This window comes from Saccharibacillus sacchari DSM 19268, assembly GCF_000585395.1.
GTDB classification, from domain to species: Bacteria; Bacillota; Bacilli; order Paenibacillales; family Paenibacillaceae; genus Saccharibacillus; species Saccharibacillus sacchari.
In genome coordinates, this window is record NZ_KK073875.1 from 422,429 (window position 1) to 444,004 (window position 21,576).

Genomic DNA, 21,576 nt, shown 5'->3' on the forward strand with positions numbered 1-21,576 from the left:
TTTTTTATCAAAACGCCCTAGTTCTTTATCCCTGTATTTTCAACAAAATTCGCTTTTAATATTGAATTAATCACAAATTACGCTTATATTCGATCCGTACTTAAGACTCATATTTTCATTTGCCCATTTTATTTTACTTAATAATCCATCGTAACTTTTCAAGCTTATTCCTACTAGTGACTTGACCAAGTTAAACGTAAAGTTACGCCCATCTGAAACGCACCTAAAGCGTGTGCATTTCAGCCGAACGTAAACCTATGGTTAAGGTTGGTCAGGCTACTTTATCAACTATTGCTTTTATACGGAAAGGAAAGTGACTTAGAAAATGAGTATCGTCGATTCAATGCTTGCCGTAGCCCCTTACCTGGGAAAAATGATGCGTGAAAATACCGCCGTCATCATTTATGATCGTACCCATATGCTGTATTATGCGCAACACGGAGACTTCGACATGGGTTACAAAACCGGAGATCAATTATATCCGGGCTTCGAAAACTTCGCTGCGTTGAAAGGTTCCAAAGAAGCCCGTCTGGACGCATACCCGGCGGAGATGTTTACGTTTGGTTATCCGCTGCATTCCGTAACCATTCCTTTGCTCGAAAACGGAGAAGTCGCAGCCGTATTGACGATCAGCTACGACCAAACCAACCAGGAGAAGCTCCAAACGCTTGCCAACGACAACCGTTCGATTGCCGAGAACCTGGTCGATATGGTTCAGCATATTGCTGCTCATGCCGAAGAACTTCAAGCAACCAGCGAACAGATCCTCGTCAACACCAAAACGGCTGTACAGAATTCCGGCAAAATCACCAACGTCGCGACGCTGATCAAGGAAATCTCCGATCAGACGAACATGCTCGGCTTGAACGCCGCTATCGAAGCTGCGCGCGTCGGCGAGCTGGGAGCCGGATTCGGCGTTGTTGCTTCCGAAGTGCGCAAGCTGGCCGTCCACTCCAAATCGGCTACAGCAGATATTGAGCTGGCACTAAAAGACGTGCAGGATTCGATCCGCGTCATGGAAAACGAAATTTCCCAAATCGTATCTTCGTCGCAAGAACAAGCCAATCTCGTTACAAACTTTACGGACGTGATCGAACGCCTGCAAAAGACCGGAGAATCCATGCAGGATCTGGCGTCTAACCTGACCCGTTACCACAAAGAAGTCCGCTAACGGAAAATATACGCCGCAAACCGACCCCAATTACTTGCCTTAACAACAAGAGCCGCCTGTCTCCGATTTGGAGCAAGCGGCTTTCTTTTTTATAAAAACGTCTTCAAAATTCCGTTCTTTTTCCGATAATTAGGTAGGTAGGCGTTTATATCCGGAAAGGAATGTGAAACGATGAACAAGTTAGAAGCATTGCTGCAAACCGCTCCTTTATTCAGTACGGTAGCCCGCGAAGAGGTTGCCGTCACCATCTATGATGCTACGCATGTCCTGTATTACGAGCAAGCGGGAAGCTTCCATCTGGGATATCATACGGGAGAACCGATGAAGGAAGGTTTCGAGAACTTCGTAACCCTGGAAGGCCGTACAGAGCCGTTCATTTTGAAGTTCCCGGAAGACTGGTATAGCGCGCCCCTCGAATCCGTCGTCGTTCCGGTTCTCGAAGACAACAAAGTGATCGCCGTATTAAATCTTACATATAATCAGAAGAGCCGCGACGAATTGAATTCGATCGTCAAGACGAACGGAGCGATTGCCGAGCAGCTGGGCGACATGACCCAAAGCATCGCCGCACATTCGCAGCAGCTTCAAGCCACCAGCGAGCAAATTTTGGAGAATACGAAAACGGCTGTGCAAAAGTCCGGCAAAATCACGAGCGTCGCTACGCTGATCAAGGAAATCTCCGACCAGACGAATATGTTGGGGCTGAACGCCGCTATCGAAGCTGCCCGCGTCGGCGAGCTGGGTGCCGGATTCGGCGTCGTGGCTGCCGAGGTACGCAAGCTGGCCGTTCACTCCAAATCCGCAACAGCGGACATCGAGACGGCTCTCAAAGACGTTCAGGACTCGATCCGCACGATGGAAGCCGAGATCGCGCAGATCGTCGCCTCTTCGAAAGAACAAGCCGAGTTGGTTTCTTCGTTTACCGACGTGATCGAGCGCTTGCAGCAGACCGGCAGCTCCATGCAAGACCTGTCTCAAAGCCTGCTGCAATATCATGTCAAATCGCATGCCTGATCGGGCATGAACCGACAGGTTCGCTTCATACCTGAACTGCCCACCGGCCTTCGCCGGGATACGGGCAGTTTTTGCTTTTTAAATGGGCGATCACCGGAACCAGACAGCCGCATAGCATGCAGGTCGTCCCTCCGTGAAACTTCGGACAGTCTTTGCAAGCTTGCAGTCTCGCCTCATACACCTCTATATCAACCCTCAACTCCGGTGCAAACGCCGCCGAAGCAAGCAATCGCTCCATTTGCTTTTCGCTGACCGCAAACTCCTCGCTGCATCCTCTGCAGGTTCGATGGGTACTCTGCATCGTTTCCCCTCCTATCCGTTTGCTTTTTCATGAATGATTAAGGTTCGCCTTATCATTATAAAACGGAAATAAGTCGCCCCGTCAACAGTTGAGAAATTTCTTGCCGCTTGGAGCCGATTGGCTGTTTGCGCGCTTGCTTTTGTTACCCTGAAGACTCTAAACTATTACATAGAAAGAGTTTGCATAACTCATCGGTTGTCCGCGTTTTAATCAAAAGGTCGAAAACGTTTCTGGGCAGCCGAAAGTCTGATTCCGAAGGAGAGAACCGCGATTTCATGAAGGCCCTTAGAGATTTTTTCTACATTCCGGGGATTCGCAGGTCACTGGCGCTGATTCTGGCCCTCGTCCTGCTCATTTCGCTCCGGAGCATGCTCAGCATGCTGCTTATCACGTTTATCCTCACGTATCTGATGAACCGACTGCACCGTTTTATACGAAAAGGAACGGATCGCATCAAGCTTAACAGTAAACTCGTGCTCGTCCTGACGTATGCCTTGCTGGTATTTGCGCTTGGATTCGGGATTTACCGTTACTTGCCCGTCTTCATCTATGAAATTCAGCAGTTAATCAATCAGGTCATCTCCTTCTATAACAATCTGTCCAATCTGGCGTTGCCCGACAATACGTTTACGCGCTATATCATGAACTCCGTCAAGGAATTCGATATCGCGAGCTACGTCGAAGGCGGTCTGGACTTCATCGTGCACACGATCACCGACATCGGCAAATGGAGCCTCAACTTGTTTATCGCGTTCATTCTGAGCTTGTTCTTTAACTTGGAAAAAGACAAAGTCTCTTCGCTCATGTCGAAGTTCCGTTACAGCAAAGCGGCTTACTTCTTCACGGAGCTGGAATACTTCGGCCGCAAATTCGTGGCTTCGTTCGGCAAAGTGCTTGAAGTCCAGTTCATGATCTCGCTGACGAACTCCTTGCTCTCGCTAATCTTCCTGTGGGCGTTCGGATTCCCGAACTTGTTCGCGCTATGGCTCATGATCTTCCTGCTCGGTCTTGTGCCGGTCATGGGCGTTGTCATCTCGCTCATCCCGCTCTGCGCGATCGCGTTCAACATCGGCGGCTTCAAAATGATTCTGTACATTCTGATTATGATCGTGGTGCTGCACGCGATCGAAGCTTATGTGCTCAATCCGAAATTCATGTCGAACAAAACGCATCTGCCGATCTTCTTCACGTTCCTGATCTTGCTGCTGGGCGAGCATTTCCTGGGAGCATGGGGCTTGATTGTCGGGGTGCCGATCTTTATCTTCCTGTTGGATATTTTGGAGGTTCCGCTCGAGCCGGGAGGAAAAGCTTCCGCGAAGAAGAAAGGGGAACCGCCTATCATGCCGCCGAAGGTTCAGTAGTTTCCGTGCGGTGGGTGACGCTGCGGGAGAAATTCGTTCAAGACGCTGTCTCACTCGGAAAATGGATTGAAGTTTTTAGTGGAATTTTCAGAGTTCAAAGGCGTCTTTCACTGAATTTCTCCCTCCGCTTCTGCGCTCGTTCGCGGAACCTTTTTTAAAAGTAAGAAGACCGAACCGGGGTTTGCGGTTCGGTTTTTTTTGATAGTTTCCAAAAAGAATAAATTTGTTGTGTCGATAAAAGCGGCGGCAATACGCGGACAAAAAAAGGTCCCCGTCGGGGTGGCTCCGACGGGGATACATATATCTCTCAAAGAGGGGTTACGTGTATATTAAGCGCTCAAGCTGAAAAGAAGCTGACTGTAACTTAAAGATTTGCTTAAAATTCGAACAAGTACAAAAAAAGGACCCCGACGAGGTGGCTTCGTCGGGGTCAAGCTCTATGATTAGAGGGGATTGAATATAAAATAACCCCGGAACCTGAAAACAACCTGAAACGCCGATGAAAGTTGGATAAAAGACAGCGAGCGGCTTAAAGGGCGCCGTAGGCGGCAGCGCGGACACGCAGGTGATGATGTTCTTCCATGTTGGGCAGCATTTGGTGCATGTAGACGATCGCCGTATTCGTTTCCGGCGAGATCGAAGTCCAGGTTCCGGCCATGCCTGTCCAGCCGAATTCGCCAAGCGGACTGTTGCTGCCGCCTGCGGCGCGGTCGATCAGGGTGCGAACGCCGAGGCCGTAGCCGTAGCCTGCCGAGTACGAGTTGGCGAAATCGGCGAGCTGCACTTCATTCAGTTGGTTGGTGCGCATCAGGTCGACGGTGCTGCGGCTCAAGATTCGGACCCCGTTCAGCGTGCCGCCTGCGGCGAGCATGCTGGCGAATTTCATGTAGTCGCGCGTTGTTGCGTACAAGCCTTGACCGCCGGGTTCCAGCAATGCGTCCGGCTGGTGCAGGGCATCCATTTCCTCCGATGCCGGAGTGAGCTTGCCGTCTTCGGCACGCTCGTACATGACCGCCATCCGTTCCTTAATATCGTCGCGATAGCGATAACCGGTGTCTGCCATTCCGAGCGGTCCGAAAATTTCATCCTGCAAAAACTCTCCGAGCTTTTTACCGGAAACGGCTTCGATCAGCGCTCCGACCAAATCATGACCGTATCCGTACATCCAGCGCGTGCCCGGCTCGAACATCACCGGTGCTTGCGCTGTCGCGTTGACTTCTTCCTGCAACGTGTAGCGTCCGCCCGTCTTCTCGTTCAGCTCTTGGCGCAAACGCGTAATCTCGCGCGCGGTCAGCGATTCTCCGTACGGATACGGATGCCCGGTCATCATGCCGAAGGCGTGCCGAACCAGGATCGGATTTTGCACGGGTTCGGTATGGACTTGTCCGTTTGCGTGCGTCACGGTCTTCCGTACATTCTTATACTCGGGCAGATACAGATGCAACGGCTCGTTCAGCAAAAATTTGCCGCGTTCGAACAGAATCATCGCTGCCGTGCAGACGACCACTTTGGTCATGGAATATAACCGAAATACCGTGTCGGCATCTACTGCGTTTCCTTTTTCCAGATTCGATTGTCCGAAATATCCTTCATATACGACTTCTCCGTCTTTCGCGATCATGCAGGCGCAGCCGGAAGGTCCTTGTTCCGTAAAAGACTCCAGCAGCGCGGATAAGTGATCGAATCGTGCCATTTGCATCGCCTCGTTTTCCGTTAGGTAGCGTATTTTTCTTGTATGCATAAAGAAGAATAATCCGCTTTCACGTTCCATTTTGGCAGATATGAAACGTTTTAGCTAGTACCTTGACCTCATAGCATCCAAGGTTTGAGCGCGACTTGAACAGATGCTTCGCCCTGCAACTTCGTTTTCATGAATCGTTCTGTCCATGATCGGCGGCTAGCACCTTGTCAACGCTAAAGGTAAGGTTTCGCCTCTCTGAGATTACGTATCTAACCCGTGTACGAAGTCTTTAACGGATCGCACATCCGTTAGAACGCTTTTTTTCGCGATCTGAAATCCGTAACGGATAGTAGGGGCGCTTAAACCGGAAAAACAGATGAAATGAGCACGAAAATCGGCCTTTTTCACCGCTAAGCGTCGCCTCGTTCCGTTAAAAATCTCAATTCTCCAATTCGTAGCGCTAAGCGTCATGTCGATCCGTTACATGTCATCTCCCCCGGATTGCGCTTGTCCGATCAAGTTGAACGAACCGATGCGGAGCGGGTCTTGATGGATGGACAACGCTGAACCTTAAATCTAATCCGGTCCAGGCAGTAGGGCGTGTATCCAGCTTCGGTATGACTTTTTTCAAAAATTAGCTTGACCTTCATTAGTAGACATGGTATATTCCATATTACGAGTTATCTGATCGGGGCCTTAGCTCAGCTGGGAGAGCGCATCGCTGGCAGCGATGAGGTCAGGGGTTCGATCCCCCTAGGCTCCACCACGTATATGGATTCTTAGCTCAGTTGGTAGAGCATTCGACTCTTAATCGACAGGTCCAGGGTTCGAGCCCCTGAGAATCCATCCCAAAAAGAAACGACAGAAATGTCGTTTCTTTTTTTTGTCTTCTTCTTCAAACTACAGAACTAGTTCCAAAGACCTTAATTCATTCGACCAAATAGGTCTTGCCAATAATAAATTGACACAGGATGTAAATTTTCATTGCTACTTTCAAATAGGTATACTATAATTCTATTTGGCTATAGAGTGGAATTTATCTACTTTCATCAAGTGAAAATCCTTATACAATCTCATATTTTGGCAAACTTATTGAAAAATAAGGACGCAAAGCTATAGGGACCAAATCCGTCGGGGTAGGTCAGCCAGTTGCATTCAACAATTGGCGAGGTATGGGTATTTGTACCCATTTTCGCCTTTTTACATTTTAGATTGGGGAGGAACCCAGGAGTGTCTAATTACAGAGAGAATTCCGTACAAACCTTTTTTCCAAGCGAGGATGGAAATCAAGAAGAACGTCAGCAGTTTATGCAGCTCATCGAGCAATTGATTACAGGTGTCGACGATTTGAAAAACCCTAACGGCGTAAATTTGTTGGGCGAAAAAGAACGTTCGAAGTCCTTCTATACCGATTTGATTCGCAATAGCACAATCCCGGCGGATAGCACGGACCAAAAAGAAGTAAACGAGCATTTGCTGAAGCTGCTGCACAATCACCCTTACCACTCCAAATATTTCTTGACGAATATTCTGCCAATGGCAAGCACTCCGGGAATCTTGGGCATGATCACGGCATTCCTGGTGAATGGCAACAATCTTTGGGATGTATACGGTCCTGCCGGTGCCGAGGCGGAAGTTCGCGTCATCAGCATGATGTCCAAGCTGGTCGGATATGATCCGCAACTGAGCGGCGGTTATACGACATGGGGCGGTCAAGGTGCTATTTTCACAGGCCTGAGATTGGCGATCGCCAAAGTTGCACCGGATGCTCCTCGTAAGGGCGTTCCGCGCAACCTGTATGCCTTTTGCTCGGAATCGGCTCATTACAGCTTGTTCAAATCCATGGAAGCAACAGGACTCGGCAGCGATAACCTGATTAAGATTCGCACCCATTCCGATAGCTCGATGGACACCGAAGACCTTCGTCAAAAGATGGAGAAAGTCATTGCCGAGGGCGGCATTCCGGTTTACGTCGTAGCGACTACGGGCACCACCGATGCGATGGGCATCGATAATGTTAAATTGATCAAGGAAACCGCTGCGGAAGTAGCCGCTCAACACGGTTTGCAGCGTCCGCATATTCATGCCGACTCCGCGCTCGGCGGATTTTTCGCCTTTTTCCGCGAGTACGATTTTGCGGGCAATCCGCTGAAGTTCCCGACGCAAGTGTTGGGAGCTTTGCAGCAAATCAACAGCAGAATGCAATACCTGTCGCTGGCCGACACGCTCTGCTTCGACTTCCAAAAGCTCGGCCAAACGCCTTATTCGACAAGCCTCTTCCTGGTAAAAAATGCTGCTGATCTCCAGCTCGTTGATCTTGCCGAAGAAGAAACGCCTTATGTCGGACACCGGGGTTATGGCGATTATCACACGGGCTACACTTTGGAATGCTCGCGTATGGCAAGTTCGATCAGTATCTATAGCGCGCTTCTGGCATTCGGCGTGACCGGGTATCAACGTCTGCTGGCCCAGTTTGTCGAAGTCAACCTGGCATTCCGAGACGCGTTGCGCCGCGAAATTCCCGAAGCTGTGATCGTGAACGATGAAAATCCGGCGATCATGACGCTGTTCCGGATCTACCCGGATCGGAAGAACGATTTCCAAGCGGAATTGTCCGGCCAATGCTCACTTGCTCATATCGAAGATACCAATCGTTTGAACGAGCAACTGTTCGAAGTCTTGGGCGAGAAAAGAGAGGTCATGTTCTTCGGGGATACGAAAAAACATTTGGTGGTGCCGACAAGCGACGGAAACCAAACTTCCCTGTCCGCCGCTAAACTGTTTGTCATTTCGCCTTATACGCAAGTTTCGCATGTGCCGGAAATCGTAGACTATCTCAAGCAAAATATCGACACCGTATTTCATTCCTATGCAGGTACGCTGCAACCAATCGGAGGGTAACACGTGTTAAAGAATACATCAAATCCATCCAAGAAATCCGCATTTGGCTGGTATAAAAATCATATTTCGGCAAAAATGATTTCTTCGATTATTTTGCTGATCGTATTTACTTGTACGGCGTTCTCGATTGCAGAATCCCAAATCAGCAACCGGCTTACAAGCGAATTGGAAGCCCAATTCGATCTGCGGCTCGCCACAAGCATTCAGTCGATCAACGCTTATTTGGAATCGATTCCCGAGAATCCGGCAGATATTGACGGAACCGACAATGCGGCGCACAAGAAAATCAAAGACAAGCTGGAGAACATACTCGTAACCGATACGTTGGAAAATGTGTACATTCTCAGCAACAACACGGGCAAGGAACAGCTCGTGATCCTGACCGGCGTAGACGATGATTTCGGAACAGATTATGCGTTTTCGGATGAAATGAAGACGGCTATCTCTTCTCAGAAGATGACGTACAGCTCGATCTACGAAGACGAGTACGGCATCCACAAATCGGTCTTCCTTCCTTTGAAAGACGGTAACGGAAATACGTTCGGGATTGCAGGCATCGATATTGACGCGAGCGTTATTCCGGCTACGCAAACCTTCATTTTCTGGTTCACCGTTATCATTGTCGCAGTCGTGATTGTCATCGGCGTTGCTGTAGCTTTCTTGCTCAGCCGCAGCCTGACTCGCCCGATCAACCGACTTGTGAACGCGACCCAAAAAGTCGCGGAAGGCGATCTGACCGAAGCATTGGTACTCAAACGCGAAGACGAACTCGGTACGTTAGCCGATTCGTTCAATACGATGCGGGGCAATTTGGAGACGTTGATTCATCAAATCTCAAGTTCTTCCGAAGTGTTCTCGACGACGGCAGGCAATATCAATCAATCGTCCAATGAAATGGGAGCCAGCTCGCATCAGGTTGCCCTTTCCATGAACAGCGTGAACGAAGGCGTATCCGAAGTCGTGGTCTCGATCAACGACAGCACCTCTTCGATCGTGGAAGCCAACGATGAATTGGCCAAGGTAACGAACGAAGTCGCGGGCATGCAGCAAATGGTTCAGGAGGTCAGCTCCTATTCCAAAGACGGCCAAGTGCTCGTCGAGAAAACCTTGAACCAAATGAACGTGATCCAACAAGAGATGCGACAATCTCAAGAAGCTGCCGTTCAGCTCGATACGCGTTCCAAGGAGATCAGCGATTTTATCACGGTCATTACGCATATCGCCACGCAGACCAACTTGCTGGCATTGAACGCCTCGATTGAAGCTGCGCACGTGGGTGAACACGGTAAAGGCTTCGCGGTTGTTGCCGGAGAAGTCAAAAAGCTGGCCGAACAATCGTCCAATGCGGCCAACTCCATTACGGAACTTATTCACAGTACCCAACTGGACAGCCAATCCGTGCTTACAAGCATTGAACAAGGCAGTCAGGCTGTTGAAAAAGGACAAGAATGGATTAACGAGATGTCGGAGAACTTTAATACGATCTTCAACGGCGTATCCTCGTTCTCTTCCCAAATCGGCCATCTGAAAAACTCGCTCGATAAAACAGATCGTTCGTTCGAGCTGATTACCGATTCCATGCAAAAAATTTCCGGGATTACCGAAGAACAATCGGCCGGATACGAAGAAGTCGGAGCCGCGATCGAAGAGCAAAGCGCGACCATGCAAGAAATCGCGGGCGCCATTCGCAATCTGTCCCAAATGGCCGACGAGCTGCAAGCCTCGGTACAATATTTCAAAGTATCTTAACCGATTTCACACAACAAACAGGAGCATGCCGGAAATACCGACATGCTCCTGTTTTTATTTTATTCGTATCGTCTCAATACAATCGCCGAATTATGTCCGCCAAATCCGAATGAGTTTGAAATCCCCACCTCCATGTCTACTCTTCTCGCTGCCTTCGCCGTATAATCCAAATCGCACATTTCATCCGCCTGTTCCAAATTAATCGTCGGCGGCACGATCCCGGTGTGCAGCGACTTCAGTAATGCAACCGCTTCTACAGCCCCCGATGCTCCCAACATATGCCCGGTCATCGATTTGTTTGCCGTAACCGGAATCCGATACGACATTTCGCCAAATACCGCCTTAATGGCTGCCGTTTCCGAACGATCGCCGATCACCGTACTCGTCGCATGCGCGCTGATTACGTCCACTTCGCCCGGCTCTATTTTCGCTTCTTTCAGCGCCAATCGCATTGCACGCGCCGCTCCATGTCCGTCCTCCGGCGTCGCTACCATATGGTACGCATCCGAACTCGCCCCGTACCCGACCACTTCGCCCAGAATCGTCGCTCCGCGCCCCAGCGCATGGCTGAGCGATTCCAGCACCAAAATCCCTGCCCCTTCCGCCATTACGAAGCCGTCGCGCTCTCCATCGAACGGACGGCTTGCTCGGGTTGGATCGTCGTTACGCGCAGACAGTGCCGTGGCATTCGAAAAGCTCGCCAGCGCAATCCCGTGCAGCGCCGCTTCCGTCCCTCCTGCGATCATCACATCCGAACGTCCGGCTTGAATATGGAAAAAAGCTTCGCCGATTGCCGTATTTCCGATGGAGCAAGCCGTTACCGGAGACATCGACGCGCCTAACGCACCATAGCGAATGCTAATTAACGCCGCCGCCATATTGGGAATCATCGCCGGAACGAGCATCGGACTGACGCGTCCCGGCCCGCGGCTTGCCAGCGTTCCCGCCTGATCCATCAGCGTCCCGATCCCGCCGATCCCGGAACCGACATAGACGCCCATTCGCTCCCGGTTCGTTTTTTCCAAATCAAGCCCGGATTGTTCCATCGCCTGTTCGGCCGCAACTAGCGCGAACTGACAGAACCGATCCAACTTCCGCGCCTCCTTCGCTCCGAGCAAGCCCGACGCATCGAAATCCTGCACGGCTCCCGCAATGTTCACCTTATAACCGCCAGCCTCAAACGCTTCAATAAACGATACTCCCGACTCTCCCCGAACCAGACGCGACCAGAAGCTTTCCGTTCCGATCCCCAGCGGCGACACGACACCTGTTCCCGTGACAACGACTCTTTCCATCCTGGACGTTCCTCCTCGAAATTCAGCCTTGAACCTTAACGATAGGCTTTGTATACCGCTATAATGTCATGTAAAATATCCTAGTACAAGTTATCGTTTATACGGGTATAAAAACTGCTCGATTCCTATTAAGGGAGGTTCGATCGTCCATGAACTCTACTGCCAGACTCCAAGCACTATCCGTCTTTTTGAAAAGCCAACGAGCCAAAATTTCTCCGGAATCCTTCGGGTTCCCCGCAGGGACAAGACGTCGAACGCCTGGGCTGCGCCGCGAAGAAGTAGCCCAATTGGCCGGCGTAAGCACAACTTGGTACACCTGGCTTGAGCAAGGGCGCGATATTCAAGCTTCCCCTTCCGTGCTCGATTGCGTTGCCGGCGCGCTCAAGATGAATGCCGACGAACGCAAATATCTGTATTCGCTCGCGATCGAAGACGGCTCTGCCGCGTACGCGCCGGAATCTCAAACCCTTCGAATCAGTCCGTCTTTGCAAAAAATCATCACCGGACTTGAGCATTGCCCCGTGATCGTCTCGGATCGAATGTGCAATATAGTCGGATGGAATCAGGCTGCCTGCCACGTTTTTCTCGACTTTGATCGCATTCCGCCGGAAGAACGCAATATGATTCGCCTCCTCTTTTCACGGCGGGAATTTCGTCGGTTGGCCGTCAATTGGGAACAGTTCGCCAGCGGCTTTCTGTCCATGTTCCGCTCCTATTACGGCCGCTACGTCAGCGATGAATGGTACGAACGCTTTTTAGGCGAAATGACCGAAGCCTACCCCGAATTCCGGTCGATGTGGGAACACGGGCAGGTCAGTTACGCCCCGGAAGTCCATCTTGAGTTTCGTCATGCGAAAGCCGGGAAAATGGTTTACGAACTGACTTCGCTGAGCGTATCCGGGCAGGATGACCTTCGCTTGAGCATTTACACGCCTGCGCCGGATACCCCTACCGAAAGCAAATTGCGACGTCTGATGGAGGAAGAAATTTTTTCGTAAAACGCTATCTTTCTTCTATTAGAATGCAATTTAATCGAAAACGGTCTCGAAAAAAACATAAAGAAAGCGTATTCTTTTCTCTTGTCAAATCATCTGGTTCTTGTTATGATTGCCTTGGGATTGTTACTGAAGAAGGCAAAACCCACCGCATATGCTAGCTGTATATGTGTTGGGTTTTGCCTTCTTTTCGTACCAATCTCTTTTCTAAACGTTGGGTGTAAGCGCTTATATCGCCCGTTTCATGATTTCGCAGGATAAGGAGGGCGGCAGGTGATCATCGGGAAAATTTTCAACAACAACGCCATAATAGCCAGTGACGCAGGCAAAAGTGAATTCGTGGTTATGGGACGCGGCATCGCGTTCAAGAAAAAGATCGGCGAGGCCGTAGATCAAGACCTGGTCGAGAAAATTTTCGTTTTGCAGCAAAAAGACGCTTCAGAAAAATTCAAGCTCCTGCTGGAAGATGTGCCGCCCGAGTATATCTCCTTATGTTACGACATCATCGAATACGGCAAAAACATGCTGGACGTGCCCTTAAGCGATTATATCTACGTGACGCTGACGGACCACATGAACAATGCGCTCAAGCTGCTGGAGGAAGGCATCACGACGACCAACCCGCTGATCTGGGAAATACGGCGCATCTATCCGAAGGAATTCGCGATCGGCAAGAAGGCGCTGGAATTCATCGAAGACTCAATCAGCAAAAAGTTACCCGAGGACGAAGCGGCGAACGTCGCGCTCCACCTCATCAATGCGCAGATCGACCAGTCTTCCCGCCGAACGGAAAACGTGACGGCGCAGACGGAAAAGATCAGCGACATCTTGAACATCATCAAGTACAGTTACGGCAAATCGCCGGACGAGAGTTCGATCAGTTACGAGCGGTTCGTCACGCATCTGCGTTTTTTCTTTCAGCGGATCGGCAAACCTCCTCGCGGCGAACTCGAAGACGACTTTTTGCTCAAGCAGGTCAAGTCGAAGTACAAAAAAGCTTACGCCTGCATGCTCAAAGTCGAGACGTACCTTCAGATCGAACTGCCCGACGAAGAAAAATTGTACCTGACGCTGCATATCCATCGCGTCACCCGGGAATCGGCCCCTTAACGGGACGTTCCTTTACGACAGAGCGCAAGCGTATTCAGTAAGCGTTATCAATTTCATAAAATCACGGATCGTGACTGGTAATGCAGGCGAGACCAACAGCAAGCATGTTCCTTCGGAATGCCGAGGGACGCGCGCTTGCTTGGTCTCGCCTTTTTTATATCCTTGATCATCATTCGCATAAAAGGGGCGAGAACAATGGGGAAATACGAAAAATTAGCGAAAGACATCATCCAAAACGTAGGCGGCAAAGAAAACGTCAACAGTCTGGAACACTGCGTCACAAGACTTCGGTTCAGATTGAAAGACGAAAACAAAGCCAACACCGACGTGCTCAAAAATATGGACGGAGTCGTTACGGTCGTGAAAAGCGGCGGGCAATACCAAGTCGTCATCGGCAACCATGTACCTGATGTCTATGCCGAAGTAAATGCTGCGGGCGGCTTTGCGGCAGAATCAAGTTCTTCCGATGCAGGCGGCGAAAAAGGCAACCTGTTCAACCGTTTCGTCGACATGATTTCCGGCGTATTCGCACCGACGCTCGGCGTATTGGCTGCAACCGGTATGATTAAGGGCTTCAACGCTCTGTTCCTGACATTGGGCTGGTTGACGGCAGAGTCCGGTACGTACCAGATCCTTAATGCAATCGGCGACTGTCTCTTCTACTTCTTCCCGATCTTCCTGGGCTTCACGGCCGCCAAGAAATTCGGTGCCAATCACTTCATCGGTATGGCTATAGGTGCCGCGCTCGTCTATCCGAACATTGCCGGCATTACTTCGTCGGGCGTCGAACCTCTCTATACGTTATTCGGCGGCACGATATTCGAATCACCGGTCTATATCACCTTCCTGGGCATTCCCGTCATCCTGATGACCTATTCGTCCAGCGTCATTCCGATCATTATCGCAACGTTCGTAGCTTCCAAAATCGAAGCGTTCTTCAAACGAGTCATTCCTAGCGTGGTTCGCACATTCCTGGTTCCTTTCTGTACCCTGCTCGTTATTGTACCGCTGACGTTCATCTTTATCGGCCCGATCGCCACTTGGGCAGGCACGCTGATCGGTAACGGCACGCTCGCGGTGTACAACTTCAGCCCGATTGCGGCAGGCGTAGTTATCGGTGCTTTCTGGCAAGTATTCGTTATCTTCGGTCTCCACTGGGGATTCGTTCCGATTGCGATCAACAACTTGACCGTTTTGGGCAGAGACCCGATCTTGGTGGGCATGCTCGGCGCATCCTTCGCTCAAACAGGCGTCGTATTGGCAATCTTGCTTAAAACGAAAAACGTCAAATTGAAATCCCTGTCGATCCCAGCCTTTATTTCCGGAATATTCGGTGTTACAGAGCCTGCGATTTACGGTATTACGCTTCCTCGCAAAAAACCGTTTATCATCAGCTGCGTAGCAGCGGCAGTCGGCGGCGCATTCTTGGGCGGCATGGGTACGCAAGGTTACATGATCGGCGGCCTGGGTATCTTCGCGATTCCTTCCTACATCGGTCCGAACGGCCTGGACATGGGCTTCTACGGCGCAATCGTCGGCATCGTGGTCAGCTTCGTGCTCGGCTTGGTTATCACTTTGGTTATGTTCAAAGACGAAGTCGTAGCGACAGATAACACACCGACCAAAAAAGACGATTCCGTTATTCAACAAGAAACCGTCGGCAGCCCGATGAAAGGCAATGTGATCGCACTGTCCACGATCAAAGACGAAGCGTTCTCCACCGGCGCAATGGGTAAAGGCGTAGCCATCGAACCGATCGAAGGCAAAGTGTACTCGCCGGTTGACGGCGTACTGACTTCCCTCTTCTCTTCCGGTCACGCAATCGGCATCACCAGCGACACAGGCGTTGAAATCCTGATCCACGTCGGACAAGACACCGTGAAGCTCAAAGGCAAATACTTCACGCCGCAAGTCAAACAAGGCGATACCGTGAAAAAAGGCGATCTGCTCATGGAATTCGATATGGACGCGATCCGTCAAGAAGGCTACATCCTGACGACTCCAATCATCATTTCGAACACGGGCAGCTACCTCGACGTCATCGAAACGGAAAAGAAAGATATCGGATACCAAGACGGTCTGCTGACTGTGGTCATCTAATCCTATTGCCGAAACATTTTGAATCATCTACATTCCGGGGCGTTCCGGAAGCTCGCGACTGCACGGTCCGGGCTTCCGCGCCCTTTACTTTTTGAGGAGGCATATACGCATGAGCTATAAGATTCCAACCGGTTTTCCGGAAAACTTTCTGTGGGGCGGCGCTACCGCGGCCAACCAGCTTGAAGGCGGATATAACGAAGGCGGCAAAGGACTAAGCACCTCCGACATGATGACCGCCGGCACGCATACGGTGCCTCGCCGCATTACGACCGAACTATTGTCAACCGAAAACTATCCGAGCCATGAAGCCATCGACTTTTATCATCGCTATGCGGAAGATATTGCGTTATTCGGCGAAATGGGCTTCAAGGTCTTCCGTCTGTCGATCGCCTGGAGCCGGATCTTCCCGAACGGCGACGATACGGAGCCTAGCGAAGAAGGTTTGAAGTTCTACGATAGCGTCTTCGCCGAATTGAAAAAGCAAGGCATCGAGCCGCTTGTAACCATTTCCCACTATGAAGCGCCTTTCGCTCTCGCTCAGAAATACAACGGCTGGTCCGACCGCCGCGTCATTGACTTCTACGTCAAATACTGCGAGACGCTGTTCAACCGTTATAAAGGCGTCGTGAAATATTGGCTGACCTTTAACGAAATTAACATCCTGACCATGCCGTTCGGCACATTCTTGGCCGGTGCTATGCTTCCCGAAGGCGGCATGGAGTTGACTAACCCGAACTCCAGCTCCGACCAAGCCCGTTTCCAAGCGCTGCACCACCAATTCGTAGCGAGTGCCAAAGCCGTTAAGCTCGGACACTCGATCGACCCGGACTTCAAAATCGGCTGCATGATCGCTTACATGTGTGCTTACCCGCTCACCAGCAATCCGGACGACGTTATTCTCGCGCAGCAAAAAGACAATATCGGCAACTTCCTGTGCGGCGACGTTCAAGTGCGCGGCGAGTATCCAGGCTTCGCGAAGCGTTACTTTGCGGAAAAAGGCGTCGAACTCGAAATTGCGGAAGGCGACGAGCAAACGCTGCTGGAAGGCACCGTCGACTTCTATACGTTCAGCTACTATTCCTCCGTGTGCGTAAGCGCCGATCCCGAGCAAGAAAAAATCGGCGGCAATATGTCGATGGGCCTCAAAAACCCATATCTCAAAGCCAGCGCTTGGGAATGGCAAATCGACCCGCAAGGCCTGCGTTGGGTGCTGAACAATGTCTACAACCGCTACCGTCTGCCGATGATGGTCGTGGAAAACGGCCTGGGCGCGGTGGACGAAGTTCAAGCCGACGGTTCGATCCATGACGACTATCGGATCGAATACCTGCGCGAGCATATCAAGGAAATGAAAGAAGCGATTATCGACGGCGTAGACTTGATCGGCTATACGCCTTGGGGCTGTATCGATCTGGTAAGCGCGGGTACGGGCGAGATGAAGAAGCGTTACGGCTTCATTCACGTCGATAAAGATAACGAAGGCAAAGGCACGCTGGACCGTTCGCGGAAAGATAGCTTCCATTGGTACAAAAAAGTAATCTCCAGTAATGGGGAAGCTTTGGAATAAGCTTCTGGGGAAAGTCCTATTCGGGGAAGAAGCTGGGGCGCTGCGGGGGAATTCGTTCAAAGGCGTTTTTCACTGAATTCCCCCTCCGCTTTTCGCCTCGTCCGCGAGCGGAAAATTCCCCAAAGCTTATAGTCAGCTTTTAAAAGTGAACAGCAGCTTGACCGCTTAAGATGTCAGGTTGTGCCCATCGCAAACCTTGAATTTAATGCGGTCAAGGTACTGCTTTAAGGACTTTGACTATTTTCCATCTCGTTATACCCGTAATACCCCCATGTTAAAGCCGCTCCCTGCTTCCCTCAGGGTATGGCGTTTCCGTGATCTTCGGTGAAGATGACGGGCACGCCGAGCGGCTTTTTGTTATGCGTATTTTAGTTTGCGAGGCTTCGGTCGGTTGGCTATGCGCATAGACCAACAGTCTTGATCCGACGCTTATCTAAGCATTTATTCGCCTTCGTAATTAAAAGTATCGTACCACCGGCCTTGTTGAGCGTTTTTCCAGGCTTGTTTGATAAAAGGGATCGTTGTATCGGGCAGACTGTGCAGCGGGAACCAGGATAATTCTTGGCATTTATCCGGTTCGCGGTTGGTAATCTCGCCGTTCCAGCGGGTGGTTCGGAAAAAGAAGTCGATGCGTTCGTCGGCTTCCGGGTGAGGTGCGCCTATTTGCATGACGGCAATCAGACATAGGTCATCGGGATCGACGACGGCGCCGCATTCTTCGAAGGCTTCTCGGACGGCGGCTTGAAGGGCGATTTCTCCGCGGTCGATTTTGCCTGCGGGGAGTCCGTATTGGTTGTCGTTATGGCCTGTGTTTTGCCTTTTCAAGAGGAGGACTTGGTCTTGCCTCGTAAAAAAGATATGGGCGACGCTGACGCGTTTGAAAGTTGAGGTCATGACGGCTTTTTTCTCCATTCTGTCAGGTTTTGATTTCGGATTTCGCTTGCAACACTTTTCTATTTCTTTGCGTTATTAAAGATAAGAAAAAGGATTGATCAGGGAGGTTCGTATGAAAAATGCTGCATGGTTTCGGGTGACGACGATCATGATTGTTCTATTCGTTACATGTACGGCTTGCGGAAATCCGTCGGAACAGTCGAATGGAACGAATAGCGCGCGTAAAGTCGGCCAAGAGCATCAGGATCGGTTTATTGCTCATTCCCAGCCTGAACTGATTCAATATGATAAAAATCAATTGGTGAACGAATCGGATGTGATCGTGTCCGGCATTGTGCTGTCGCAAGAAGTTCAAAAGGATTTTGAAGGACTTCCTGCAACGGATACATGGATACAAGTTCAAACGGTATATAAAGGAACTTCTGCCGAGACTGTGGAAATACGAGCGGACGGCGGAGAGATGGAAGATGTCATTCATATCGTCGATGTTCCTACCCCGCTCCAGTTTTCTATTGGCGAAAAAGTAATGGTGTTCCTTAGTCATAATAAAGGTTCTCGGCCGGATCAGGAAGATTTCGGCTACTATGTGGTCGGACAAGCTCAAGGAAAATTTAATATCGACGCGCTTTCGGAATCTTTGATCCAAAACGATACAGGCACGCACCGTTTCGATCTCCAAAACTTTCAGCAGGAAATCGATCAGATCGAGGCTTACAACAAGAAACATAATACGCCCAGAACGACGTTACCCGAAGGGCAAGAAAGCCGGATTTAATAACGTAGAAATTCCCGCATTCCGCTCAAATAGCCTTTATCGAACAATTGTTTTGGCATGAATATGGCAGTGAGGGCCGTCCAGAGCTTCGAGTCGACCATTTGCGGCTTCAGCATAGAGTGGTTGGCTTCTGGTAGACGTTGTACATCCAGTAGAGATTTCGGAATCTTGCTCCGGTATACGGCTTCGGTATTGTCCGAATCCACATTGATATCTTGGCCGCCCAGCACCAGATACACGGGACTTTTAAAATTCGCCAATTCATCGGTCGAATCCGATTCGAAGTTTTTGCCGATAAAAGTCCAGCGGTCTTGTGAAACGGCTTCTTCATCGGATAAGGCGACTTTCTCCCGATACTCTTCATAAGTCGCACGCTGCTTTAACAGTTCCAGCACAATGGCGTCTTCTTGTTCGACTTTTGCGATATCCGCTGTGGATGCTCCACTCTGCTCCAATTCTTTTCGCGTATTATATCGTCCCTGCCGAATCCAGTTCACCGCGGGAGCTACGAGAATATGGAAGGCCAGATCAGGCTCGTCACGGTCAATTTTAGGAATAACCCAACCTGCCTGGCTTGCCCCCCACAGACCGATATGCGAAGCGTCGATCTCCGGCTGAGCGCGCGCCCACTCTATCGCATACCGTGTATCTCTCGCCCGATCCTCCATGCTCTGATCCAACCAGTTCCCCTCAGATCCGCCAACTCCCCTTTTATCCAAAGACAACGATGCATAACCTTCCTCGGCAAAAGCTTCCCATAATGGCTTATAAGCATCGTCATAAGTGGCATTCGTTGGACCGTCTCCATGGACGAATACAACCAATCCGAACGGACCGGAACTGTTTTTCGGCAGCACTAACACGCCCGTCAATATTCCCTCCGGCGTCTCGATCGACACCTGCCGCTCGTCAAAACGGAACGTATTTTGAACAAGGAACAAGGCGACGGCCGTCGCGACAATCGCAAGCATAACCGCCCCGGTGATCCAAAGCCGTTTTCTACGGAGAGATGGTTGGATTTGCTTGTACGGTTTCCGCTGCTCCGCAATCTGATTCTGATCTTCAATCGCTTGTCTTCTCTCCATCTTGCTTCGAATTCTCCTTCCTTCATGCCTTGAGTCAAAACGTGTTATCTTTGGCGGCTCAACGAACATTCCTTTTCATCAGCTGCCAGTTTCGTTCGCCGAACAGCCATCCGCCCAGCGGCCGCCGCTCGGTTCGAACATATGAAAATCCCATGGATTCATACAGCCGCATTGCACCCGAATTGTGTTCCGACACATGCAAGGAGAAAACTGTAAAGCCGTGTTGATAAGCAAAAGATAAAACCTGCTGCATCAGTTTCCGTCCGATTCCACACCCCCGATAACGAGAATGAACCGCCACATGCTCGACATAACATTCGCCCTCGGACGGCGTATACGCGAGTGCGGCCATTCCCGCTGTCAGACGCAATACGTCCCATAACCCGAATTCCAGCACAAGCGCGATGAGCGAAGGTTCGTTTGTCTGACTGCCGGCACGAAACGCATCATCTTTATATCGAGGCGTTCCCTTCCAGGCAATCGTTCCGACGGGCGTATGTTTCAGGAAAGCTGTGTACTGCCGACAATCTCCTTCATTACGATACGGCCACGATGCGGCTAGCAAGCGGGCAATCTTTTCTTTATCCATTCGAGCGGAAGTCGCGAACTTTTTCCGAAATGAGCCGGCCAGCAATCGACATGCGTCGAGATGATAATCCGCACTGCTCGGTTCAATTCGAAGAGACGATAAGACTTCAAGATTCGTCATCTTCTTCCCACTCTCCCACGCGGACTTGCAGCTCGACCTTCATCGAAGTCCCGCCGAACAGCGAGAGGTACGATTTTTCGATCAAAATAAAGATGTCCGCCTCAAAGCCGAAAGTTTCTTGGATATAGAGAAAAGCCTCTTCGATTCTTCGACCTACCTCCGCGTTATCGACAGCATCGAAGTTCTCGCACAGATACAGGCCGCGTTCAAGAATCCGATCGACCGAACACGCCTGCCGGTCGTCCTCTGCATCGAAATATAAAATCGTTCCTTGATCGCTCTGTACATAATATAAGTCTGTCTCGAACAAATTCGCCGGACGATTTTGTGCTTTCAGCAGCATTCTTGCCGTTGGCTCGGTTCGATCTCCAAGCTCTACCCAACGTACAAGTTTACGATCAGGTTGACGCCGTAGCTCTCGTTGGACGTTCTTTTGTGCCTGCATATTCGCTCGTTCCTCTAAAATATGCCGGGTAAAATATTCGATTCGTTGCAAACGAACAATCTCTCGCTGAAGCTGCTGCACGGAATCAAGCAAGAGCTGTTCATGAGCTTCCGCATCGTCTTCATCAAACACCTTCCCGACCTCCGCTACCGGAATATTCAAGTTACGCAGCAGCAGAACATGCGACAGTCGGTAAATTTCGTCAACGCCGTAGCGCCGATAGCCGTTGGCTTCGATATGCGCGGGAAGCAGCAGCCCTTTTTCTTCAAAATAACGCACCTGATGCACGGACACTCCCATCAATTGCGCAAATTCGCGTATGCTCAAAAAATCATTCATGACCTTTCCCCTTTCCGATTCCTGTCTTTACTATAAAGGTTAGGTCAGACCTAAGGTCAATCTTTAAGTCGTATTTGCATGTTT

At 50.3% G+C, this 21,576-nt stretch carries 17 protein-coding genes, 2 tRNA genes and 1 riboswitch; of the genes, 12 read left to right on the plus strand and 7 right to left on the minus strand.

Translation table 11 applies throughout. The features are described 5' to 3' along the window. Window positions 1-325 precede the first annotated feature (325 nt). Both SACSAC_RS28565 and SACSAC_RS28570 read left to right on the plus strand, forming a co-directional pair. On the plus strand, window positions 326-1,171 hold the full coding sequence (locus SACSAC_RS28565; RefSeq protein ID WP_037282905.1) for a methyl-accepting chemotaxis protein: 846 nt from the start codon (window positions 326-328) through the stop codon (window positions 1,169-1,171). A 171-nt stretch (window positions 1,172-1,342) separates the two neighbouring features. Beyond that, a complete protein-coding gene (locus tag SACSAC_RS28570) occupies window positions 1,343-2,185 on the plus strand; it encodes a methyl-accepting chemotaxis protein (protein ID WP_037282907.1) in 843 nt (280 codons plus the stop codon). 25 nt (window positions 2,186-2,210) lie between these two features. Here SACSAC_RS28570 and SACSAC_RS01960 read toward each other — a convergent pair whose 3' ends face one another. Further along, window positions 2,211-2,486 carry a DUF6171 family protein gene (locus SACSAC_RS01960; RefSeq protein ID WP_037282909.1) on the minus strand — a complete coding sequence of 92 codons (276 nt, stop codon included), beginning with the start codon at window positions 2,484-2,486 and terminating at the stop codon, window positions 2,211-2,213. A 275-nt stretch (window positions 2,487-2,761) separates the two neighbouring features. Here SACSAC_RS01960 and SACSAC_RS01965 point away from each other — a divergent pair, with 275 nt between their 5' ends. Next, window positions 2,762-3,847: an AI-2E family transporter gene (locus SACSAC_RS01965; RefSeq protein ID WP_037282912.1), complete on the plus strand. Its 1,086-nt coding sequence runs from the start codon at window positions 2,762-2,764 to the stop codon at window positions 3,845-3,847. A gap of 529 nt (window positions 3,848-4,376) precedes the next feature. Here the strand turns inward: SACSAC_RS01965 and SACSAC_RS01970 are convergent. Then, window positions 4,377-5,540, minus strand: coding sequence for a serine hydrolase domain-containing protein (locus SACSAC_RS01970; protein ID WP_037291803.1), 1,164 nt, complete (start codon window positions 5,538-5,540; stop codon window positions 4,377-4,379). Between the two features lie 678 nt (window positions 5,541-6,218). Between SACSAC_RS01970 and SACSAC_RS01975 the strand changes: the two genes are divergently transcribed. The 4 genes from SACSAC_RS01975 to SACSAC_RS01990 all read left to right on the plus strand — a co-directional run bounded on the left by SACSAC_RS01975 (window position 6,219) and on the right by SACSAC_RS01990 (window position 10,178). Next, window positions 6,219-6,294: transfer RNA gene (locus SACSAC_RS01975), tRNA-Ala, on the plus strand. A 7-nt stretch (window positions 6,295-6,301) separates the two neighbouring features. Beyond that, window positions 6,302-6,374: transfer RNA gene (locus SACSAC_RS01980), tRNA-Lys, on the plus strand. Between the two features lie 226 nt (window positions 6,375-6,600). Next, a riboswitch (cyclic di-GMP riboswitch) is annotated at window positions 6,601-6,685 on the plus strand. Window positions 6,686-6,836: 151 nt separating this feature from the next. Continuing rightward, a complete protein-coding gene (locus tag SACSAC_RS01985; protein ID WP_084778382.1) occupies window positions 6,837-8,429 on the plus strand; it encodes a pyridoxal phosphate-dependent decarboxylase family protein in 1,593 nt (530 codons plus the stop codon). A gap of 3 nt (window positions 8,430-8,432) precedes the next feature. Further along, complete coding sequence (locus tag SACSAC_RS01990; RefSeq protein ID WP_037282916.1) at window positions 8,433-10,178, plus strand: methyl-accepting chemotaxis protein; 1,746 nt, start codon at window positions 8,433-8,435, stop codon at window positions 10,176-10,178. A gap of 59 nt (window positions 10,179-10,237) precedes the next feature. On the opposite strand, the gene fabF is transcribed toward SACSAC_RS01990, so the two are convergent. Then, complete coding sequence (fabF, locus tag SACSAC_RS01995) at window positions 10,238-11,473, minus strand: beta-ketoacyl-ACP synthase II (RefSeq protein ID WP_037282918.1); 1,236 nt, start codon at window positions 11,471-11,473, stop codon at window positions 10,238-10,240. Between the two features lie 149 nt (window positions 11,474-11,622). Here fabF and SACSAC_RS02000 point away from each other — a divergent pair, with 149 nt between their 5' ends. The 4 genes from SACSAC_RS02000 (at window position 11,623) to SACSAC_RS02015 (ending at window position 17,245) form a co-directional block, all read left to right on the plus strand. Next, on the plus strand, window positions 11,623-12,471 hold the full coding sequence (locus SACSAC_RS02000) for a helix-turn-helix transcriptional regulator (protein ID WP_037282921.1): 849 nt from the start codon (window positions 11,623-11,625) through the stop codon (window positions 12,469-12,471). A 270-nt stretch (window positions 12,472-12,741) separates the two neighbouring features. Further along, entirely contained in the window at window positions 12,742-13,578 is an 837-nt protein-coding gene (gene licT, locus SACSAC_RS02005; protein ID WP_037282924.1) for a BglG family transcription antiterminator LicT, read from the plus strand. 195 nt (window positions 13,579-13,773) lie between these two features. Further along, entirely contained in the window at window positions 13,774-15,678 is a 1,905-nt protein-coding gene (locus SACSAC_RS02010) for a beta-glucoside-specific PTS transporter subunit IIABC (protein WP_037282926.1), read from the plus strand. Between the two features lie 109 nt (window positions 15,679-15,787). Next, window positions 15,788-17,245 (plus strand): glycoside hydrolase family 1 protein, encoded by a 1,458-nt coding sequence (locus SACSAC_RS02015; RefSeq protein ID WP_037282928.1) that lies wholly within the window; start codon window positions 15,788-15,790, stop codon window positions 17,243-17,245. Between the two features lie 441 nt (window positions 17,246-17,686). Here the strand turns inward: SACSAC_RS02015 and SACSAC_RS02020 are convergent, their stop codons facing one another. Then, window positions 17,687-18,139 (minus strand): NUDIX hydrolase, encoded by a 453-nt coding sequence (locus SACSAC_RS02020; RefSeq protein ID WP_037282930.1) that lies wholly within the window; start codon window positions 18,137-18,139, stop codon window positions 17,687-17,689. Window positions 18,140-18,251: 112 nt separating this feature from the next. On the opposite strand from SACSAC_RS02020, the gene SACSAC_RS02025 reads away from it, so the two are divergent. Next, window positions 18,252-18,914 (plus strand): hypothetical protein, encoded by a 663-nt coding sequence (locus SACSAC_RS02025; RefSeq protein ID WP_037282932.1) that lies wholly within the window; start codon window positions 18,252-18,254, stop codon window positions 18,912-18,914. On the opposite strand, the gene SACSAC_RS02030 is transcribed toward SACSAC_RS02025, so the two are convergent. The 3 genes from SACSAC_RS02030 to SACSAC_RS02040 all read right to left on the minus strand — a co-directional run bounded on the left by SACSAC_RS02030 (window position 18,911) and on the right by SACSAC_RS02040 (window position 21,492). Continuing rightward, on the minus strand, window positions 18,911-19,885 hold the full coding sequence (locus SACSAC_RS02030) for an alpha/beta hydrolase family protein (RefSeq protein WP_037291805.1): 975 nt from the start codon (window positions 19,883-19,885) through the stop codon (window positions 18,911-18,913). The genes SACSAC_RS02025 and SACSAC_RS02030 overlap by 4 nt on opposite strands. 172 nt (window positions 19,886-20,057) lie before the next feature. Next, window positions 20,058-20,708 carry a GNAT family N-acetyltransferase gene (locus SACSAC_RS26705; RefSeq protein WP_051506797.1) on the minus strand — a complete coding sequence of 217 codons (651 nt, stop codon included), beginning with the start codon at window positions 20,706-20,708 and terminating at the stop codon, window positions 20,058-20,060. Further along, complete coding sequence (locus SACSAC_RS02040) at window positions 20,695-21,492, minus strand: MerR family transcriptional regulator (RefSeq protein ID WP_037282935.1); 798 nt, start codon at window positions 21,490-21,492, stop codon at window positions 20,695-20,697. The genes SACSAC_RS26705 and SACSAC_RS02040 overlap by 14 nt, the downstream gene beginning before the upstream one ends. Window positions 21,493-21,576: the final 84 nt, after the last annotated feature.

Bases quoted from the DNA above. Each gene is read 5' to 3' on its own strand.
- fabF (WP_037282918.1), bottom strand. From the start codon at position 11,473: ATGGAAAGAGTCGTTGTCACGGGAACAGGTGTCGTGTCGCCGCTGGGG.
- SACSAC_RS01985 (WP_084778382.1), top strand. From the start codon at position 6,837: ATGCAGCTCATCGAGCAATTGATTACAGGTGTCGACGATTTGAAAAAC.
- SACSAC_RS02015 (WP_037282928.1), top strand. From the start codon at position 15,788: ATGAGCTATAAGATTCCAACCGGTTTTCCGGAAAACTTTCTGTGGGGC.
- SACSAC_RS02030 (WP_037291805.1), bottom strand. From the start codon at position 19,885: ATGCTTGCGATTGTCGCGACGGCCGTCGCCTTGTTCCTTGTTCAAAAT.
- SACSAC_RS28565 (WP_037282905.1), top strand. From the start codon at position 326: ATGAGTATCGTCGATTCAATGCTTGCCGTAGCCCCTTACCTGGGAAAA.
- SACSAC_RS02040 (WP_037282935.1), bottom strand. From the start codon at position 21,492: ATGAATGATTTTTTGAGCATACGCGAATTTGCGCAATTGATGGGAGTG.
- SACSAC_RS01970 (WP_037291803.1), bottom strand. From the start codon at position 5,540: ATGGCACGATTCGATCACTTATCCGCGCTGCTGGAGTCTTTTACGGAA.
- SACSAC_RS02000 (WP_037282921.1), top strand. From the start codon at position 11,623: ATGAACTCTACTGCCAGACTCCAAGCACTATCCGTCTTTTTGAAAAGC.
- SACSAC_RS01960 (WP_037282909.1), bottom strand. From the start codon at position 2,486: ATGCAGAGTACCCATCGAACCTGCAGAGGATGCAGCGAGGAGTTTGCG.
- SACSAC_RS02010 (WP_037282926.1), top strand. From the start codon at position 13,774: ATGGGGAAATACGAAAAATTAGCGAAAGACATCATCCAAAACGTAGGC.
- SACSAC_RS02025 (WP_037282932.1), top strand. From the start codon at position 18,252: ATGAAAAATGCTGCATGGTTTCGGGTGACGACGATCATGATTGTTCTA.
- SACSAC_RS01965 (WP_037282912.1), top strand. From the start codon at position 2,762: ATGAAGGCCCTTAGAGATTTTTTCTACATTCCGGGGATTCGCAGGTCA.
- SACSAC_RS26705 (WP_051506797.1), bottom strand. From the start codon at position 20,708: ATGACGAATCTTGAAGTCTTATCGTCTCTTCGAATTGAACCGAGCAGT.
- SACSAC_RS28570 (WP_037282907.1), top strand. From the start codon at position 1,343: ATGAACAAGTTAGAAGCATTGCTGCAAACCGCTCCTTTATTCAGTACG.
- SACSAC_RS02020 (WP_037282930.1), bottom strand. From the start codon at position 18,139: ATGACCTCAACTTTCAAACGCGTCAGCGTCGCCCATATCTTTTTTACG.